Source organism: Sodalis sp. (in: enterobacteria), from assembly GCF_051710625.1.
Classification (GTDB): domain Bacteria; phylum Pseudomonadota; class Gammaproteobacteria; order Enterobacterales; family Enterobacteriaceae; genus JBPESN01.
The window spans coordinates 15,207-33,094 of the sequence record NZ_JBPESN010000024.1 but is presented as its reverse complement, the minus strand read 5'-3'; the positions used below and the strand labels follow the sequence as shown (position 1 = coordinate 33,094).

The 17,888-nt window shown below is 54.4% G+C and carries 12 protein-coding genes and 7 pseudogenes; 7 read left to right on the top strand and 12 right to left on the bottom strand.

Annotated features, from left to right (window positions below):
- Positions 1–844 (bottom strand): annotated as a pseudogene (locus ACTBDU_RS08285) (IS3 family transposase); the annotation flags it as partial.
- A 68-nt stretch (positions 845–912) separates the two neighbouring features.
- Between ACTBDU_RS08285 and cysE the strand changes: the two are divergent.
- Positions 913–1,235: pseudogene (cysE, locus tag ACTBDU_RS08280) on the top strand (serine O-acetyltransferase); the annotation flags it as partial.
- Between the two features lie 6 nt (positions 1,236–1,241).
- Here the strand turns inward: cysE and ACTBDU_RS08275 are convergent.
- From ACTBDU_RS08275 to cpxR, 3 genes and pseudogenes are all read right to left on the bottom strand, one after another.
- Positions 1,242–1,588, bottom strand: a pseudogene (locus tag ACTBDU_RS08275) (TrmH family RNA methyltransferase).
- A 202-nt stretch (positions 1,589–1,790) separates the two neighbouring features.
- Positions 1,791–3,164, bottom strand: a complete 1,374-nt coding sequence (gene cpxA / locus ACTBDU_RS08270; RefSeq protein ID WP_438806144.1) for an envelope stress sensor histidine kinase CpxA — start codon at positions 3,162–3,164, stop codon at positions 1,791–1,793.
- Entirely contained in the window at positions 3,161–3,859 is a 699-nt protein-coding gene (gene cpxR / locus ACTBDU_RS08265; protein WP_438806143.1) for an envelope stress response regulator transcription factor CpxR, read from the bottom strand. The genes cpxA and cpxR overlap by 4 nt, the downstream gene beginning before the upstream one ends.
- A 149-nt stretch (positions 3,860–4,008) precedes the next feature.
- Between cpxR and cpxP the strand changes: the two genes are divergently transcribed.
- Positions 4,009–4,422 (top strand): cell-envelope stress modulator CpxP, encoded by a 414-nt coding sequence (gene cpxP, locus ACTBDU_RS08260; protein ID WP_438806142.1) that lies wholly within the window; start codon positions 4,009–4,011, stop codon positions 4,420–4,422.
- 386 nt (positions 4,423–4,808) lie between these two features.
- On the opposite strand, the gene ACTBDU_RS08255 is transcribed toward cpxP, so the two are convergent.
- From ACTBDU_RS08255 to ACTBDU_RS08245, 3 genes are all read right to left on the bottom strand, one after another.
- Positions 4,809–5,003, bottom strand: coding sequence for an NUDIX domain-containing protein (locus ACTBDU_RS08255; protein ID WP_438806141.1), 195 nt, complete (start codon positions 5,001–5,003; stop codon positions 4,809–4,811).
- A gap of 11 nt (positions 5,004–5,014) precedes the next feature.
- The gene (locus tag ACTBDU_RS08250) at positions 5,015–5,581 is read right to left on the bottom strand and encodes a TIGR00730 family Rossman fold protein (protein WP_438806140.1); all 567 of its coding nucleotides are present in this window, start codon (positions 5,579–5,581) and stop codon (positions 5,015–5,017) included.
- Positions 5,582–6,516: 935 nt separating this feature from the next.
- A complete protein-coding gene (locus ACTBDU_RS08245) occupies positions 6,517–6,702 on the bottom strand; it encodes a hypothetical protein (protein ID WP_438806139.1) in 186 nt (61 codons plus the stop codon).
- Positions 6,703–7,101: 399 nt separating this feature from the next.
- Here ACTBDU_RS08245 and ACTBDU_RS08240 point away from each other — a divergent pair.
- A pseudogene (locus tag ACTBDU_RS08240) lies at positions 7,102–7,398 on the top strand (TM2 domain-containing protein).
- 453 nt (positions 7,399–7,851) lie between these two features.
- A complete protein-coding gene (locus ACTBDU_RS08235; RefSeq protein ID WP_438806138.1) occupies positions 7,852–8,649 on the top strand; it encodes an isocitrate lyase/phosphoenolpyruvate mutase family protein in 798 nt (265 codons plus the stop codon).
- A 128-nt stretch (positions 8,650–8,777) separates the two neighbouring features.
- Here ACTBDU_RS08235 and psiE read toward each other — a convergent pair whose 3' ends face one another.
- Positions 8,778–9,176: a phosphate-starvation-inducible protein PsiE gene (psiE, locus tag ACTBDU_RS08230; RefSeq protein WP_438806137.1), complete on the bottom strand. Its 399-nt coding sequence runs from the start codon at positions 9,174–9,176 to the stop codon at positions 8,778–8,780.
- Positions 9,177–9,679: 503 nt separating this feature from the next.
- Here psiE and pfkA point away from each other — a divergent pair.
- The gene (pfkA, locus tag ACTBDU_RS08225) at positions 9,680–10,642 is read left to right on the top strand and encodes a 6-phosphofructokinase (RefSeq protein ID WP_438806136.1); all 963 of its coding nucleotides are present in this window, start codon (positions 9,680–9,682) and stop codon (positions 10,640–10,642) included.
- 197 nt (positions 10,643–10,839) lie between these two features.
- Positions 10,840–11,818: pseudogene (locus ACTBDU_RS08220) on the top strand (sulfate ABC transporter substrate-binding protein).
- A 117-nt stretch (positions 11,819–11,935) separates the two neighbouring features.
- Here the strand turns inward: ACTBDU_RS08220 and tpiA are convergent.
- Both tpiA and fpr read right to left on the bottom strand, forming a co-directional pair.
- Positions 11,936–12,703, bottom strand: coding sequence for a triose-phosphate isomerase (gene tpiA, locus ACTBDU_RS08215; protein ID WP_438806135.1), 768 nt, complete (start codon positions 12,701–12,703; stop codon positions 11,936–11,938).
- A 195-nt stretch (positions 12,704–12,898) separates the two neighbouring features.
- On the bottom strand, positions 12,899–13,645 hold the full coding sequence (gene fpr / locus ACTBDU_RS08210) for a ferredoxin--NADP(+) reductase (protein ID WP_438806134.1): 747 nt from the start codon (positions 13,643–13,645) through the stop codon (positions 12,899–12,901).
- Between the two features lie 375 nt (positions 13,646–14,020).
- Here fpr and emrD point away from each other — a divergent pair.
- Positions 14,021–15,195: pseudogene (gene emrD, locus ACTBDU_RS08205) on the top strand (multidrug efflux MFS transporter EmrD).
- A 46-nt stretch (positions 15,196–15,241) separates the two neighbouring features.
- Here the strand turns inward: emrD and glpX are convergent.
- Complete coding sequence (gene glpX, locus ACTBDU_RS08200; RefSeq protein WP_438806133.1) at positions 15,242–16,240, bottom strand: class II fructose-bisphosphatase; 999 nt, start codon at positions 16,238–16,240, stop codon at positions 15,242–15,244.
- A 95-nt stretch (positions 16,241–16,335) separates the two neighbouring features.
- Positions 16,336–17,846: pseudogene (gene glpK / locus ACTBDU_RS08195) on the bottom strand (glycerol kinase GlpK).
- Between the last annotated feature and the right edge of the window lie 42 nt (positions 17,847–17,888).

Sequence of the window (17,888 nt, the reverse complement as noted above, 5' to 3'; positions counted from 1 at the left end):
ACTCCGGCTGGTTTACCACGCGTTTCCCATGCCATTTCCAGTGCTTTGATGGTCAGTCTGCTGTCCGGGGAGAATGACATAGCCCAGCCCACCGGTTTCCTCGCGACCAGATCAAGAACAACCGCAAGGTATGCCCAGTGTTTCCCGATCCAGATATACGTCACATCGCCGCACCATACCTGGTTTGGCTTTGTTACAGCGAACTGGCGCTCAAGATAATTCGGGATCGCAACATGCTCCTGACCGCCACGCTTATACCTGTGCGTCGGCTGCTGACAACTGACCAGCCCCAGCTCTTTCATGAGCCTGCCTGCGAGCCAGCGCCCCATCCGGAAGCCTCTCTGGGTTGCCATGGTGGCGATACTTCTCGCGCCAGCGGCACCATGGCTGATACTGTGCAGTTCATGAACCTGACTGCGCAATACCGTTCGCCTGCCGTCTGGCCTGTCAGGACGACTTTTCCAGTATTTGTAACTGCTGCGATGAACCCTGAACACGTGGCAGAGTGTGGCCACAGGATAATGCGCTCTGAGTTTCCCGATTAACGAGAACTGTTCAGGGAGTCTGACATCAAGAGCGCTGTAGCCTTTTTTAATATTTCGTTTTCTATTTCAATGCGTTGTACCTTCTTCTTGAGCTCACGTATTTCGATTTGTTCCGGGGTTATGGGAGAGGCTTTTGGCGTTTTCCCCTGTCGCTTATCACGCAGTTGTTTTACCCATTTCGTCATCGTAGAAAAACCGATGCCCATGGCTTTTGCTGCTTGCGCGGCGGTGTAATTTTGGTCGACAACCAGTTGAGCGGATTCGCGTTTGAATTCAGGACTAAAATTTCCTCTTTTCATTGGTGCACCCGGGTTGTTCTGAGGTGAGCAGATCAGCTCTGTTCAGGTGGCACAAATTCAGTGTGCCACTACAAACCGCGGTGGTGGAAGATGACGTTTCCATCCTGCAATCCATTACGCTCGGCGGTACCGGCAAGACCATCGGCGATCGGCATCCTAAAATCTGCGAAGGGGTGATGATTGGCGCCGGCGCCACTATTCTCGGCACGGCAATATCGAGGTGGGCAGAGGGGCGAAAATCGGCGCCGGTTCGGTCGTCTTGCGCTCGGTGCCGGCCCATACCGCCGGAGTACCGGCGCGGGTCGTGGGGAAACCGGACAGCGACCGGGCATCGGAAGAGATGGATCAGTCTTTTGGCAGCCCCGGTTTTGAATTTGGCGATGGTATCTGAAGAAGGCTAGTCTCTGGCGCCGGCGTAATCTAACTGGCGCCAGGCGTCATACACCACCACCGACACCCCATTGGACAGGTTCATGCTGCGGCTGTCCGGCTGCATCGGGATGCGGATTTTCTGCGTCATGGGTAGCGCGTCGAGAATTGACGGCGGCAGAGCCCGCGGGTTTCCGGCCCAAACAGCAAATAGTCCCCGGCCTGATAGCGCACGGCGCTGTGTGCCGGCTGGCCCTCGGTGGTCAGGGCAAACAGCCGCTTGTCATCCCAGGTGAATCCGAGCGGTTGTATGAGATGAAGGTAAAAACCGGTATTCGCGCACAGGCGGATGATATTGCCGGTGTTGGGCGGAATTTCCGGGTTATATAAATAATATGATGTTCAGCATGATGCCCCCTTAAGCGGGGCGCAGGATAGCAAAAAGTGCGCTCTTGCCCCGTTAGCCATGCTTACGCGTTGAGGTCTGCCGCGCTCGGGCAGGGACATTAGCGGCCGGTGAGCCGGACGGGCGGCTTTCTCTTCCGAACTGCTGCTCCGGCGTTCGCGCCGGGCTGGCTTAGCGCTGAGGCAATAACGGCAGCCAGATAATCAGCCGCAAACCGCCGAGCGGGCTGTCCTCGGCTTTGACCCAGCCGCGGTGCTGCATGACGGCGGTTTCGACAATCGCCAGCCCCAGACCGGTACCGCCGGACTCGCGATCGCGCGCTTCATCGGTACGGTAAAACGGGCGGAAAATCTGCTCGCGATCGTCCTCGCTGACGCCGAAACCATCATCATCCACGGTAATGGTGATCCCCTGCTGATCGGCGCTGAACCCGACCATAATACGCTGGTGCGAATAACGCAGGGCGTTACGCACGATATTTTCCAGCGCGCTGTCCAGTGCGGAGGGGTTGCCCAGCAGTGTCCAGTTGCCCGGTGGCGAGGTGACCTCCAGGCTTTTGCCCATCTGCTCGGCTTCAAACGTGGCGTCATTAAGCACATCTGACCACAGATCATTCGTCTTGAGCACTTCCCGCGATAGCTCGTTTTTATGCTGATTGCGTGACAGCACCAGCAGATCGTTAATCATCGAGTCAAGCCGCTGCGCTTCCGTCTCGATGCGCGCAAGTTCATGTCCCTCGCCGTGCCGTCGACGCATCAGCGCAGTGGCTAACTGGAGCCGGGTTAACGGCGTACGCAGCTCATGGGAGATATCGGACAGCAGACGCTGCTGCGCGGTGACCATCCGTTCCAGGGCGCTGACCATCTGATTAAAGCTAACGCCGGTAGCCAGAAACTCCTGCGGCCCTGCTCCCAGCTCAGGGTGCTGCCGCAGATTCCCGCGCGCCACTTCATCGGCGGCATGCTTCAGTTTACGCGCCGGTTTGGCCAGGCTCCAGGCCAGCCACAACAGTAGCGGAATACTGATAAGCATGGTGACAATCAGCAATAGCAGCGGGCGATCGAACAACAGACTGATAAAGTCGGACTGGGCGCTGCCTGCCGGGCGAATCTGGTAAAGTTGATAATTGTCCTCGCCATCGCGAATGGCAAAAGGCCCCACCAGTTCGGCGCGGCCGTATTTTTTCTTTTGGGGATGATCGGCATTGTCCGATTGGCCGATAAAGTTGCGGATAATCTGCATTTCATTGCGCTGGGCGCCAATAACCCGCCCTTCGCTGGTCACCAGAATCAAACGCTGGCCGGGCGGCGCCCACTTATCAATGGCGCAAAACAGCCGGCGCCACCACATCAAATCGTTGGCCGGATCGGCGGCCAGCTCCGCCTCTACATGCTCCTGCAGCATTACGCCCTGGCGCTGCTCGCTGTCGAGCAGTTGCGTCATTTGCCGGGAATCCAGCTTGGGCACCATAAGTACCAACATGAGCACCAGCGCGAGGGTCAACCAGAATATGGCGAAAATGCGTGTGGTCAAGCTATTGATCATGCAGCGGATACCATCAAATAGCCCCGGCCACGTAACGTTTTGAACCACGGATGCCCATCTTTGCGTTTCGGCAGCTTACGACGCAAATTGGAAATATGCATATCAATGGCCCGATCAAACGGCGTCAGGCGTTTGCCCAGCACTTCCTGACTCAAATGCTCCCGCGACACTACCTGGCCTAAATGATGCGCCAGCAGATACAGCAAAGTAAACTCGGTACCAGTCAACTCCAGCGGCGTTCCGTCAAAGGTGGCCTCCTGCCGGCCCGGATTCAGGCGCAGAAAATCTACCTCCAGCGACGGCGTGCCGGTCTCGCCGGTCTGCTGTTGTTCCGTCCAGTATGAACGGCGCAATATTGCCCGGATGCGCGCGACTAGTTCCCGGTCGTTAAAAGGCTTGGGCAAATAATCATCCGCGCCTAATTCCAGGCCCAAAACGCGATCCAGCTCGCTACCGCGGGCGGTCAACATAATCACCGGCGTCTGGTGCTGCTGCCGCAGCTCTTTAAGGGTGTCAATGCCGTTCTTACGCGGCATCATCACATCGAGAAGCAAGAGATCAATGGAACTGTCCAACTGGCTCAACGCCCGTTCTCCGTCATGGGCCACTTGGACGTTAAAGCCTTCCATTTCCAATAGTTCCTTCAACAGCGACGTTAATTCGCGGTCATCATCAACCAAAAGAATTTTATTCATTTTATTCACCTCCTGACGCAAAATACGTCATCAATCCCTTCCAATCCATGACTTTACGTAGCTTTACACCTCCTGACGCATGTTTGCAGCGGTTTGGGGAAACTCACTTCCATCGTATAGCGACAAAGAAACATGCCAAAGGGGCCGGGATGCACAAAAACATCCTTTTGTTCATCGCCGCCTCGCTGGTCTCTGTTAATACTGTAGCTGCTGATAACAATACTTTGGAAATCTGGCAACAGGATGCCATTAGGCATCGGATACAGGAAAGCCATTACAGCATGTTTGACGGCGTAAAGCTGACGGAACAGCAGCGGCAACAAATGCGGGACCTCACGAACCTCGCCAGCCGCGATGCGCCCCGTATCAATATTAGCGAAATGGAACGCCTGCATATGCCGGTTACTGCTAAAACTTTCGACGAGGCTGCCGTCAGGGAACAAACGGAAAAGATGGCCCAGGAGCAGGTTGCTCGTCAGGTCGAAATGGCCCGGGTGCGCAACCAAATGTTTAACTTGTTTACGCCGGAACAGCAACAGATTCTAGAGCAAAAGCATCTGTAGCGAGTGAGTGATTTAAAACTGCAGATGGTGGACAAGATTTCAACTTCTGCCCAGAAGCCAGCAGTAAACGAATAGAGAACGACCTTTTTTTCCTTGCCATAGACACCATCCCTGTCTTCCCCCCTCCTCATCAGCGGGGTTTTTTTTGTGTCTTGGTTGAGCTAATTCACCGTTTGTGATTGCAAGAGCAAAGGTATGAGCTGCTTTTGGGTAAGCGGCGCCAGCGGAACATCTGGATTGGCTGACGGATCAAGCCACATGACATCAGCTATCTCCGCGGCGGGGGTGACCCCGTGATCAGGAGCAGGCACGGCAAAAATATCGGCAATCAGCCTGTGACCGGGTTCGTTGGCGGCGATATCGGTGAACTGACCGAGAAAAATGACCTACTGTTCCGGTATCTGCAACTGAAGTTCCTCGTGCACCTCATGCACCAGAGCCGTTTCCGGTCGTTCTCCGGCCTCAAGTTCGCCACCTGGCTGCATAAAAAAAGCCGAATTTTGTTTTCTTATCAGCAGTAGTCGATCCCGCACGTCAATGGTGACCGCCGCAGCAATGTGAATAACCTTTTCGTCCGCCATTTTCTGTCCCCTCACTGTGACCACTTGACAACCGGGGCGCGATAGTCAGCAAAATATTGTGTTATTTCGTGCAAATTTTTCGAAAAAAGCAGCATATCTTCATAGCTCTTTTTCAGAAATTCCTTATCAACCATCTGATAGATCATCTCTTTTAGCGGGCGGTAAAAACCGTCGACATCAAGAAACGCGCAGGGCTTGGTATGTAACCCCAGCTGCGCCCATGTCCATTGCTCGAAAATCTCTTCCAGCGTCCCGGCACCGCCGGGCATAGCGATAAACGCATCAGCCAGCGCCGCCATCTTCATTTTACGTTCGTGCATATTAGCCACTACGTGGAGGTGAGTCAGCCCGGTATGGGCGATTTCACGCTCGACCAACGATTGAGGGATCACCCCGGTGACCTTGCCGCCGTGCTTTAATGCCGCATCAGCGACAGCGCCCATCAGGCCGACCTTTCCCCCGCCATAGACGATACCCATCCCTTTTTTGGCCAATAGCTGGCCCGTCTGGCTGGCGGCTTCCCTGTAAACCGGGTCACTGCCGTTAGCAGAACCACAAAAAATACCAATGTTAATCATATTATTATCCTGTTATTCAGCTAGCGAATATTTTTCCCTTGAAGAAGCTACCCGACGCGCTTAGCGGTTAAGTCAAGGTGCTTAACGCTGCCCCTGCCGCGCTCACCTTCTCACCCACAATGCCTAGCCCTTTAGCCGCAGCGGCTATGCCCACCATAAAGGAATGCGAGAGCGTCAAAATTCTATCAGTCTGCCGCTGACTTTTTCATCAACACGTCAAGGATCTTGTCGTCATCCTTGCTATTGATATCCCCATTACAGACATCCCATTACCGCTATGGCCCTCTCATTAGTAGCAAAAATCCAGTGATGATACCGCTGATATTTGTCCGGAAGGAACATCATATCAGCGTGCTACCAGGATAGAGTATCGCGTCACAGCCAGGTGAATTTACCGCCCGTCGGCGATTGTAGCCAGCTAAGGCCCTGTAAAGCCCGGGAGAGCGTCGGTGCATAATCGACTGTTGTCATCAATTTGGCTACTGCGATCGGATTATAAGGCGGTGATAAGACCCTCTGGACGCGCAAGCTTACCCGCACGATGCGCACGACATTTCTTATTGCAGTGAAGCACTCGATGGGGATGCGGTCTGGTACGCCGTTTCCGAGTGCGTCGATTCCCCCGTTGTGCAACAAGCCCCATCATGGGGGGAAGGCGTGGCGATAATTTCTTACTGATAATAGGTGAAAATGATGCCAGGGATCCATTCCTTTGACGGTCGCCAGGGCAAAGCCTTGTGCATTCCGTACCCGCACAGCAGCGCGAGATCATCACGCAAATAGGCTCTGATTCTAAGATCAATTTGATACTCATTAATATAGGGATAAAGCAGAAAAATGAGCTGCGGCATGGTTAAGCTTAATGCGGCGACGGGATCGGCGTTCAGCAGCGCTATAATGAATGCACGTGCATATTTGTTGCCATTTAAGTAATTTCACTTGTCCTGGGTCTGTTCAGAATAATCAAAAACCATGAGTTCCAGCGTTAAATAAAACAAGGCACGATGAATGACTTTTTGTTTATCCTTATGTTGCAAAACAGCGAAATGCTGCTGATGGAAATGCTCTAATAAAACGGCGGATTGTAATTTTTTAAAAGCTAATAGGGCAAGTTTATTCATTTTTTCCTGCTTGATAAGCATAGAAAATCTTTTTCATGATTGACTTACGAGTAGAGATAATTTGAGCGAAGAGTGGCTGGCAGAAAGGTTACTACAAAAAATAAGGCCGAATAGCAGTTATTTTAAACATTGTCCGGGTGTGACCGTTTCATTTAAGGAGGATGTCGCCTGGCGCGAGCGGTATTCATAGCTTGGACAAACGTCAGGTTATTGCATAGCGGTGTTCTCCTTCACTCGGCATCCAGGCATCAGGCGCCCCGGGGCGTCAAATTGGTTTTGCTTACTTGCGTGCGCTGATGTCAAGCAATGACTTGTCATGATAGATTAGGACGGTAAAATATAGAGCGAAGTCTGTACATAGCGACGTGCAATAAAAATAACACCTTAAGAATTATGACTATGTCGAATAATGTTTACTGCAGGGGCTGCGGAAAGCAAATCCATGAAACAGCAAGAAGTTGCCCGCATTGTGGTGCCATCAATAGCGTCGTCTGCAGCAAAAATCGTATCGCCGCCGCGCTGTTGGCGTTTTTCCTCGGCGGTTTCGGCGTTCACAAATTCTATTTAGGCAAAACCGGTTAAGGAATATTGTATCTGTTATTTTGTTAGACCTTCATCCCCGCGTTTATAGCGTTCATTGAATTTATTATTTATTTATGTACTTCTGATAAAAATTTCGCCAGAAAATACGGTTAATCCGCGGCGGTTTTTTTAAACCGGCGCAGGGTGAAGTGTCCCCCTTCTTGCATGACGCTACGCATCGCGTATCGCTTTAAGCTACGGCAAATTTCAGGGCCGGGTCGATACAATCACAACGGCCAATAACTCAGACCGCCTGGTTTGCGCTAGCAGTCAGCGCCGCGGTCACCGGCTAGCGTCAGCGCCGTAGCGCAAATCATCGCGCCGCAGAATCTGCGGCTCTACCAACTCACCCGTCGAGCCGACGACGGCCGCTATCGCCGGAAAAGCATTGTCGTTCATTTTCTCCTTGGTAGTTGCACCTGTTCATTATGCCCACGCTTCGGGTTGGCGTTCAGCGCTAGTATAGGGGGCGGGACTGCGTTAACGTGAAGGCTATCTCCAGGCTATTGCCGCAGGCATCATGCCCATAACGCATCGTGATAGGGGCCTGTAATGGAGAGGAAAGCCATGAGCGGCGGGACGAAAGCCGTTGTTGCCGTGATCCCCAAGCATCACCCAGGTAAGAAGCAAGGCATGCATAAGCACGCAATATTGCGCTCGGCGCTCGACAACCGGCAACTTTTCACCGCGATGGCCGCCCATAACCCTTTATGTGCACGCCTTGCCGCAGAGGCGGGCTTTGACGGCGTCTGGGGTAGCGGTTTCGAGTTGGCGGCCAGCTACGCGGTGCCGGACGCCAATATTCTGCCGATGAGTATGCATCTGGAAATGATGCGCGCTATCGCTGCCGCCGTGGCGGTGGTGGTGATGGAGGATAAGACCTTTCCAAAAGACACCAGCCTGCGCGCCGGCGGCCGACAGGAACTGGTCAGCATCGAGACCTTTCAAGGCAAGATTGGCGCCGCCATCGACGCCTGTCAGGATAGCAATTTGGTCATTATCGCCCGGGTCGAGGCGTTGATTGCCGGGCTGGGGCAGGGCGACGCGCTGCGCCGGGCATACGCGTATCAAGACGCCGCTGCGAATGCGATCCTCATTCATTCTCGGCAAAAAACCCCCGCGGAGATCCTCTCTTTTATCGATGCCTGGAAAGGCCGGATTCCGCTGGTGCTGGTGCCTACGGCCTATCCGCAGCTTACCAAATCAGCCATTGCCGAGAGCGGCAAAGTGGGGATCGTCATTTACGGTAATTATGCCATCCGCGCGGCGGTGGGCGTGATGCGTCGCGTTTTCGGTCACATACGGCGCGATGGCGGCATCTATGGTGTGGGGAAACCGCCTTACCGACCGTCAGCGATATCATGACGTTGCAGGGGGACGAACGAATGCGCACGGTGGAAAACCGGTTTTTGCGCTAAAAGCGACGGCAGAACCGGGCAGGGGTGGCGGCGCCAACAGGCGCCTGTCGCGCAAGGCGACTTGAGGGCCGGGCGTTATTCGCGCATCAGCCTGGTGCTGTTTGCCAGCCATAACGTGATTACCAGTATCAGAATGGCGGCGGAATAACACAGCATATCCAGCGGGTTTTCATGATCGACGACGATGAGGCGGATATTGGCCATGATGCCAATATAAATAAAGTAACGCAGAGGAAAATGATTCCCTGATTGGAAATATTTTATTGTCAGGGCGATAAACTCGAAGTAAAGAAAATAGGTAACAATACCTTCTATCAACAGATAGGTAGAACTTTGTTCCCCGGCGTTAAGCAGCACCCGCCCTAAATCGAAGGTTTGCCTGCCCGGAAAAATAATCAATATAATGCTTAAGCATACCAGGTCGATATTTAAAAGCAATTGCAGTACATCGGCAATACGCGTTCCGGAGATCATGGTGTCATTACCCTGCGCTAATGTTGTCGGGGGATTTCACCGGCAGTATAACGCTTTTCAATGTGATGTATGTCACAAAACGGCGCTAATGCCCCTAAATGGTATCCGGTTTAACAGTGGTTTAACCTATTCCCCAGAGCAAAATCAGCGCTACACGAACCAGGAAAATGACACCGGGATTGGGCAAGCGACTGGTACTAAAAGGAGGATAAAGTAGCATCATATTAGCGCCGTTAAACGCTGACAGAAGCGATTTTTCATGCGGCAGTGATAGAGAGAGGGCACATTAAAGCGGAAGCGGCCATGCACGTTTTACAGTATGATAAAGCCCGCAAAACGGGTATTTATTAGCTGAGTAATGGAAAGTAGTCTGATCTGAATTAATTCAGCTTTGGCGATTTGTTATACTCTTTCTTCACAAGCTCCGGCATCCGTTGCGGGTGGGAAAAGCGGTAACAAACGTATTGTATTCTACAAGCGGTATCTTAAGTTCAGAGGTAGTCATGATTAAAAAAATCGGCGTACTGACAAGCGGCGGTGATTCACCGGGAATGAATGCGGCTATCCGGGGCGTGGTACGGGCTGGGCTTTCCGAAGGCCGGGAGGTCTACGGCATTTATGACGGTTACCTGGGCCTGTTTCAGGATCGGATGGTGAAGCTGGATCGTTATAGCGTTTCGGATATGATTAACCGCGGCGGCACCTTTCTTGGTTCTGCGCGTTTTCCAGAATTCCGAGAGGAAGTCACCCGCGCTATCGCGATTAAGAACATGACCAAACGTGGTCTGGATGCGCTGGTGGTAATCGGCGGCGACGGTTCCTACATGGGCGCCAAGCGTTTGACCGAAATGGGTTTCCCCTGCATTGGTCTGCCGGGCACGATTGATAATGACGTGGCGGGCACCGATTACACCATTGGCTACTTCACCGCGCTGGAAACCGTCGTCGAGGCTGTTGACCGGTTGCGCGATACGTCTACGTCACATCAGCGTATTTCTATTGTCGAGGTCATGGGCCGGTATTGTGGCGATCTGACCATGGCGGCCGCAATTGCTGGCGGCTGCGAGTTTATCGTGTTGCCTGAAGTGGAATTCAAACCGGAAGACCTGGTCTACGAAATCAAGGCGGGTATCGCTAAGGGTAAAAAACACGCCATTGTTGCGATTACCGAACACATTTGTAATGTTGCCGAGCTTGCGCAATATATTGAAAAAGAAACGGGACGGGAAACCCGCGCCACCGTACTGGGTCATATCCAGCGCGGCGGTAGCCCGGTGGCTTACGATCGTATTTTAGCCTCGCGCATGGGTGCCTATTCCATTGAACTGCTGTTACAGGGCTACGGCGGCCGCTGCGTCGGAGTGCAAAATGAGCGACTGGTGCATCACGACATCGTCGACGCCATTGAAAATATGAAACGTCCTTTCCGACGCGATATCCTGGAAACGGCAAAAAAACTCTTCTGATTTTGCCGCTTTCCTTGCCCTCGGATCTGGGGGCAAGTGCTCTAGCGCGCCCGACGCTCACCCCGCCATGCTATCAAGCACATTATATTATTTGGTTATATAAACTATTTTTATATTCTTTTAGCCGGCTAAATTTTTTTGCCACTCTCTGTAGAAATCATTTCCAACTCTAGAAAAATTTTCAGAGGGAGTAAATAATGTCCAAATGGTGTGCCGGCGTGTTACTGATGTTGCTGTCGGGAAGCGTAGCAGCAAAAAATATTCAGCGGCTGAATGTTTCCTATGATCCTACCCGGGAGTTCTATCAACAATACAATAAGGCGTTTAGCCAGTACTGGCAGCAAAAAACCGGCGATCATGTTACGGTGCGCCAGTCCCACGGCAGCTCCGGCAAACAGGCGACTTCCGTCATTAACGGCATAGAGGCGGATGTGGTCACGCTGGCGCTGGAGTCGGATGTAGATGCTATCGCCGAGCGCGGGCGCATCGATAAAAACTGGATTACGCGCCTGCCCGACAACTCCGCGCCTTACACCTCAATCATCGTTTCCCTGGTGCGCAAGGGCAATCCGAAACAAATTCATGATTGGTCCGATCTGATTAAACCCTGCGTGTCGATCATTACCCCGAACCCGAAAATGTCCGGCGGGGCGCGTTGGAACTATCTGGCGGCCTGGGCTATGCGTTGACCAGAATAATAATGATCAGGCCAAAGCGCCGGCGTTTGTGAAAGCGTTGTTCAAAAATGTGGAGGATCTCGATTCCGGCGCGCGCGGTGCGACCAACACGTTTGTTGAGCGTGGCCAGTGGGATGTGCTCATCGCGTGGGAAAATGAAGCGCTGTTGGCCATTAATGAGTTAAATAGCAAGGATCAGTTTGAAATCGTCACCCCGAGTGAATCGATTTTGGCTGAGACGACGGTGTCGGTGGTGGATAAGCGCGGCACCCGCGATGTGGCCACGGCCTATCTGAACTATATCTATTCGATTGACGGGCAACGTATTGCAGCGCAAAACTATTATCGCCCGCGGGACGCCAACGTGGCCAAAAAATATGCTAAAGAGTTTCCAACCCTGAAGCTGTTTACTCTGGCTGAGACCTTCGGCAATTAAACCAAGGTGCAAAAAGAACATTTCGCCAGCGGCGGCAGTTTTAATCAAATCAAGCAGCGTTGAGCACAGGCGGGCGGGCAACCGCCGCTTGACCTGTTAAACACCATCGGGCCGGTCAGCGATTGACCGGCCCGATGCTTTTGCGAGGGGCTGCGTTATCCCCTCGGCGGGCTTGAGCTATCAGGCCTGTTTCGCTTTTGCCGAGGCTTTAACGATCACCGCGAAGGCGTCAGCCTTCAGTGATGCGCCGCCGACCAGGGCGCCATCGATATCCAATTGGGTGAACAGCGCAGCGGCATTTGCGGCGTTGACCGAGCCCCCGTACTGGATGATAAGTTGTTCCGCGATTGCCGCGTCGTGCTTGGTGATATGGCCACGGATAAATTTATGCACCGCCTGCGCTTGCGCAGGCGTGGCGGAGTTACCGCTACCAATAGCCCAGATGGGCTCGTAGGCGATGACGCTATTCTCGAACGCTTTGGCGCCCAGGCTGTTAAGTACCGCATCAATCTGACGGGCGCACACCGCTTCGGTTTGGCCGGCTTCATTTTCCGCTTCGCTCTCGCCGATACATAATATCGGAATCAGTCCGGCTTCTTTCAGCACGGCGAATTTTTCGGCGATAAACTCATCGCTTTCCTTGTGATAGGTGCGGCGTTCGGAGTGCCCGATGATAATATATTTCGCGCCGATATCTTTAAGCATTTCAGCAGAAACTTCGCCGGTATAGGCGCCCGAAAGATGGCTGTCGACGTTCTGTGCACCCAGCGCAATCCGGCTGCCGCCAAGATGGTGTTTCGCCAGATCAAGATAGGTCACCGGCGGCGCGATGGCGACATCGCAACCGACGACGCTACTGAGTTCGTTGCGCAGTGCTGCGATCAGGTCATTGACCATGTGTTTGCTGCCGTTAAGTTTCCAATTACCCATCACTAATGGATGTCGCATTGTTATTCCTTTATTCAGGGAACGCGAGAGATGAAAAGTGCTGCCACGGGGCAAGTTTTACCTGACCTCAGTATAAAGAGGAAATACTAAGGTGGCTTTGTTTTTTGTCATTTATCGTGCATGAATTAGGGCTCCGCCAGCGCAAGTTTGACGGGTTCGACGGCAAGAGTCAGGCCTTTGTCACCGTCGCCACCATTACCAGTAATGCTCGCTGGTCATATGGCCCGGCTTGCGCTTGAAATGTTTGCGCATGCCGCGGCTGTCTTTCAACAGCTGCTGCGTGTCGCGCACCATCTGCGGGTTACCGCACAGCATGACGTGACTGTTTTCGGCCTCCAGCCTTACATCCACCGCCGCTTCCAGCGAGCCATCGGCGATAAGGGCAGGCACCCGGCCGGTGAGCGACCCGGGGGCCTGTTCGCGGCTGACCACGGTTTGGATGCGAAGTTTACCGTTAAAGCGCTGCTGGAGCTCCAGCATCTGTGGTAAGTAGCTCAGATCCTGAGCAAAGCGCGCCGCGTGCACCAGAATGATCTTACTAAAACGCGCCAGTCCTTCGCCTTGTTCAAGAATCGATAAATAGGGGCCTAACGCGGTACCCGTCGCTAGCATCCACAAATTGTCACAGGGCGGGATCTCGTCCAGCACAAAGAAACCCGCCGCTTTCTTGGTCACTATCAGATTATCGCCGGGCTGCAGCGCGTGCAGCGGCGGGCTGAGTTTGCCTTCCGGCACGCTGACCAGGTAAAACTCCAGGTTATTATTTCGCGGCGCGTTGACGTAGGAATAGGCGCGCTGAACCTTTTCGCCGTTGATTTCCAGCCCCAGCTTGGCGAATTGTCCGGCGGTAAAGGGGTCGACAGGCGCATGGACGATGAGACTAAAGAGACTGTCCGTCCAGTGCTTCACCTGCACCACCTTACCCGTTACCCATTCAGCCATAGTATCTAACTCCTTTTGATCCTGCCGGTTGTTTCCCAGTCGACATGCGTTTATCCACTCTGTCACAGCGGCTGAAATTGTCCTTCAGGACGCGTCGGCGTTCGGCGCACGGCCTGAACTCCCCATCTGCGGACGAGCCATTATCGGCTAATTTCGTTAACGCATCCAGTCCGCGGCGCGGCAAGCGGTTATTCAAGGACGCGTACAGAATAATTTACCGTCCGTTCACCGCTCATTACAGCGCAAGGGTCGAGATAATGAAGATATTAACTGGACTTAAAGCTTTGGTGTGGTATTTATGTCTGAAAATAAACCTCTATTCTGTATATATCACTATTAGCAAGCAATACACAGAATTACTTATCTGCCTAAGTAATGTTTATAATAAACCCGCGTGCGGTCTCCGTGTTGATGCTATTAATTTATCCTGGTGGCCGTTGGGCAGATGACGCAGACCATTTATGTCCCGGGCATTCCTCTTATCGCCCGCGATCTCATGGTGCGCGAAGGGATGATATAGCGGCTAATGGCCGCCTATCTCCTGTGCTATGGCGGTTCGTAGCTTATTTTACGGCTCGCTTTCCGATCGGGTAGGGCGCCGGCCGGTCATCTTGAGCGGGATGGCCATCTTCTATCTGGGGACGATGCTGGCCATGCTGAGCACATCGCTATCGCTGCTGACGCTTGCCTGCGGTATCCAAGGCATCAGCATCGGCGTGGGTGGCGTGATGGCGCGGACACTGCCGCGGGACATCTGCGATGGACGCTCGCTGCGGCAGGCTAACGGCCTGTTCAATATGGGCATTTTAATCAGTCCGCTGCTGGCGCCGCTGTGATAGGCGGCGTGCTTGCCGACTGGCTGGGCTGGCGAGCGTGCTTTGCATTTTTGCTGCTGCTCAGCTGTAGCGTTAGTCTGCTGGTCTGGGGGCGTTTACCGGAGACGCGGCCGATGCGCCCGGCCGGCAGCGGCCGCAGCCTCGGTTTTTGGCGTCTGTTGAGCGAAAAGATATTTAATCATTACCTGCTGATGCTGGTCGGCAGACTGTCGGGGATTGTCGCCTTCGAGGCCAGCAGCGGCGTGCTGTTGGGCAGCGTGGGACCGACGGGCCGGGAGGTCAGCCTGCTATTCATCCTGCCGCTGCCGGGTACGTTTCTGGGCGCATGGTATGCGGGGCGCGCAATCAAGCCCTTCAGCGCGCTGATGTGGCGGGCGGTAAGCTGCCTGCTAGCGGGGATATTGATGTGGTTGCCGGCCTGGTTCGGCATCATGACGCTCTGGACGTTGCTCTTGCCCGCCGGCCTGTTCTTTTTCGGCGCCGGCATGCTGTTTCCGCTGGCCACTACCGGCGCGATGGAGCCTTATTCCTACTTGGCCGGTACCGCGGGCGCGCTAATCGGCGGCCTGCAAAATATTGGCTCGGGCGTCGTTGCCGGCTTCTCTTCGATGCTACCGCAGCAGGGTCCAGTTCAGCCTCGGGATGATAACCTCCGCCATGGGAAGGCTAATCCTGCTGTGCTGGCTGCCGCTGTCGCAAACCATGCATCGCTAGGGGTCGGAGATCGTCTAGGGGAGGCACGGCGGCGCCCCGGCCGACGTCAGAGGATAAAAGGATGCAGCGCGGCATCTTTGCGATCGAGATAGTGGATAGAGGTAATGCGGCGAATGGTGCGGCTTTTCCCGCGCCTGAGCAGCGTTTCGGTGGTCGTGATATTGCCTTTACGCGTGATGCCGTTCAGCAAGTCCTTTTTGGTAATGCCGGTGGCAGAAAAAATAACGTTGTCATTGTGTGCCATATCTTCCAGCCTTAGCACCTGATTCGCCATGATCCCTATTTCCGCGCAGCGGGCGAGTTCACCCGCGCCTAGCAGACGGTTCTCTTCGCTGTCGCCTTTCACCTGATGGCGCGGCAGCAGGCGGCCTTGCATATCACCGTCCATGGCGCGCCTCACCGCAGCGGAAATCACCCCTTTCGGTGCGCCGCCGATGCCGTACATTACATCCACTTCGCTGTCGGGTATGCAGGTAAAAATGGAGGCAGCGCCGCCGCCATCGGGAAACGTAAAGACGCGCACCCCAAGCCGTTGCAGGGATTGAATGCAGGCCTCATGGCGCGGCTTGGCCAGCAGCGATACCGTCAATTCCGACAGGGTTTTACCCAGGCGGCTGGCGATCGCGCGCAGATTATCTTCCAGCAGAGCGGCGAGATCGATGACGCCCCGTGCCGCCGGGCCAACCACCAATTTTTTCATGTACATATCCGGCGCGTGTAAAAATACGCCTTTTCCCGCCATGGCCAGCACCGTCAGAGCGTGGACTGCCCAAGCGCGGTCATACCGGGTTCCTTCGATGGGATCGACGACGATATCCACCGCTTCGCCGTCGCCGGTACCGACCGCTTCACCGATATAGAGCATGGGCGCTTCGTCGATCTCGCCTTCGCCTATCACGATGCGGCCATTGATAGGCACCTGATTCAGGACAATGCGCATGGCCTGAACCGCGGCATTTTTATCGCCGCGGCCCAGCCAGCTATAGCCGGCCAGGGCGGCGGCTTCGGTGACGCGGGAAAACTCAATGGCTAATTCACCTTTCATGACAGTTTCCTGACGGTAAAAGGAGAAGCAATTGCCGTCAGTCTATCACACTCAGCTGTCGCTTCCGGGGATTCAGGCTAAAAGGGCGGCGGCCGTTACTCATTATCCTGCTCTTCCCAGGCCCGCGCGCGCCACCGCTTTCTTCCAGCCTTCATAGCGATAATTACGCTCCACGGTTTTCAATAACCGGGGCGGAACTCGCGTTCAATAACCGCTTTACTGCGCACCTCCTCCAGATCGCTCCAGAAGCCGACCGCCAGGCCCGCCAGATAAGCGGCGCCGAGGGCGGTGACTTCCCGGACCTTCAGCCGTTCGACGCGGGTCCCCAAAATATCGGACTGGAACTGCATCAGGAAATTATTGGCTACCGTGCCGCCATCGACTTGTAACGCTTTCAGCCGCTCGCCGGAATCCGCCTGCATGGATTCGATAAGATCGCGGGTTTGGAAGGCGATGGACTCAAGCGTCGCACGGATGATGTGGTTGCTGTTCACGCCGCGCGTAATGCCGAAGATGGCACCGCGGGCGTAGGGATCCCAATACGGGGCACCGAGGCCGGTAAAGGCCGGCACTACGTATACGCCGTTGGTATCTTTCACCTTGCTGGCGAAATATTTCGAGTCGGTGGTGTCGTTAATCAGCTTCATCTCATCGCGCAGCCATTGAATGGCGGCGCCGGCGACGAACACCGCCCCGTCCAGCGCGTAGTTCACATCGCCACGCGGTCCGCAGGCGATGGTGGTCAGCAGACCGTGGCGCGATTGTACCGCTTCGGTGCCGGTATTCATCAGCAAGAAGCAACTGGTGCCATAGGTATTCTTCGTCATACCGGGGGTGACGCACAGCTGGCCGTACAGCGCCGCCTGCTGATTGCCCGCGATACCAGCGCTGGGAATACGGGTACCGCTTTTGCCGCCGATATTGGTCTGGCCATAAATTTCCGAAGAAGGCCGCACTTTGGGCAGGCTGGCGCGCGGAATATCGAGGATATCTAGCAAGCGCTCGTCCCATTCCAGTTCAAAAATGTTGAACAGCATAGTGCACGAGGCGTTGGTGTAATTGGTGACATGCACCCGTCTCTGGGTCATTTCCCAGATGAGCCAGCTGTCGAGCGGTGCCGCACAGCAATTCGCCGCGCTTGGCGCGCTCGCGGGCGCCCTCCACATGGTCGAGGATCCATTTGACTTTGATCCCGGCGAAAATAGGGGGCGATGACCAAGCCCGTGGTGTGGCGCACATACTCTTGGAGCCCGTAGCGTTTCAGCTTCTCGCAGATGTCCGCGGTACGGCGACACTGCCACACGATGGCGTTGTAGATAGGTTCCCCGCTCTCTTTATCCCACACCACGGCGGTTTCGTGCTGGTTGGTGATGCCGATGCCGGCGATTTGATCGGAGCGGATATCCGCTTTGGCCAGCACTTCCACCAGCGTCGAGCTCTGGCTGGCCCAGATTTCCATCGGGTCATGTTCCACCCAGCCCGGCTTGGGATAAATTTAGGTAAACTCCCGCTGAGAGACACTGACAATGTTGGCGTCGTGATCGAGCACGATCGCGCGCGAGCTGGTGGTCACCTGGTCGAGTGCGACGATATATTTTTTTCTGATGGCATAAGAGTTTCTCGCTATTTTAGACGTTCAACAAAGAAA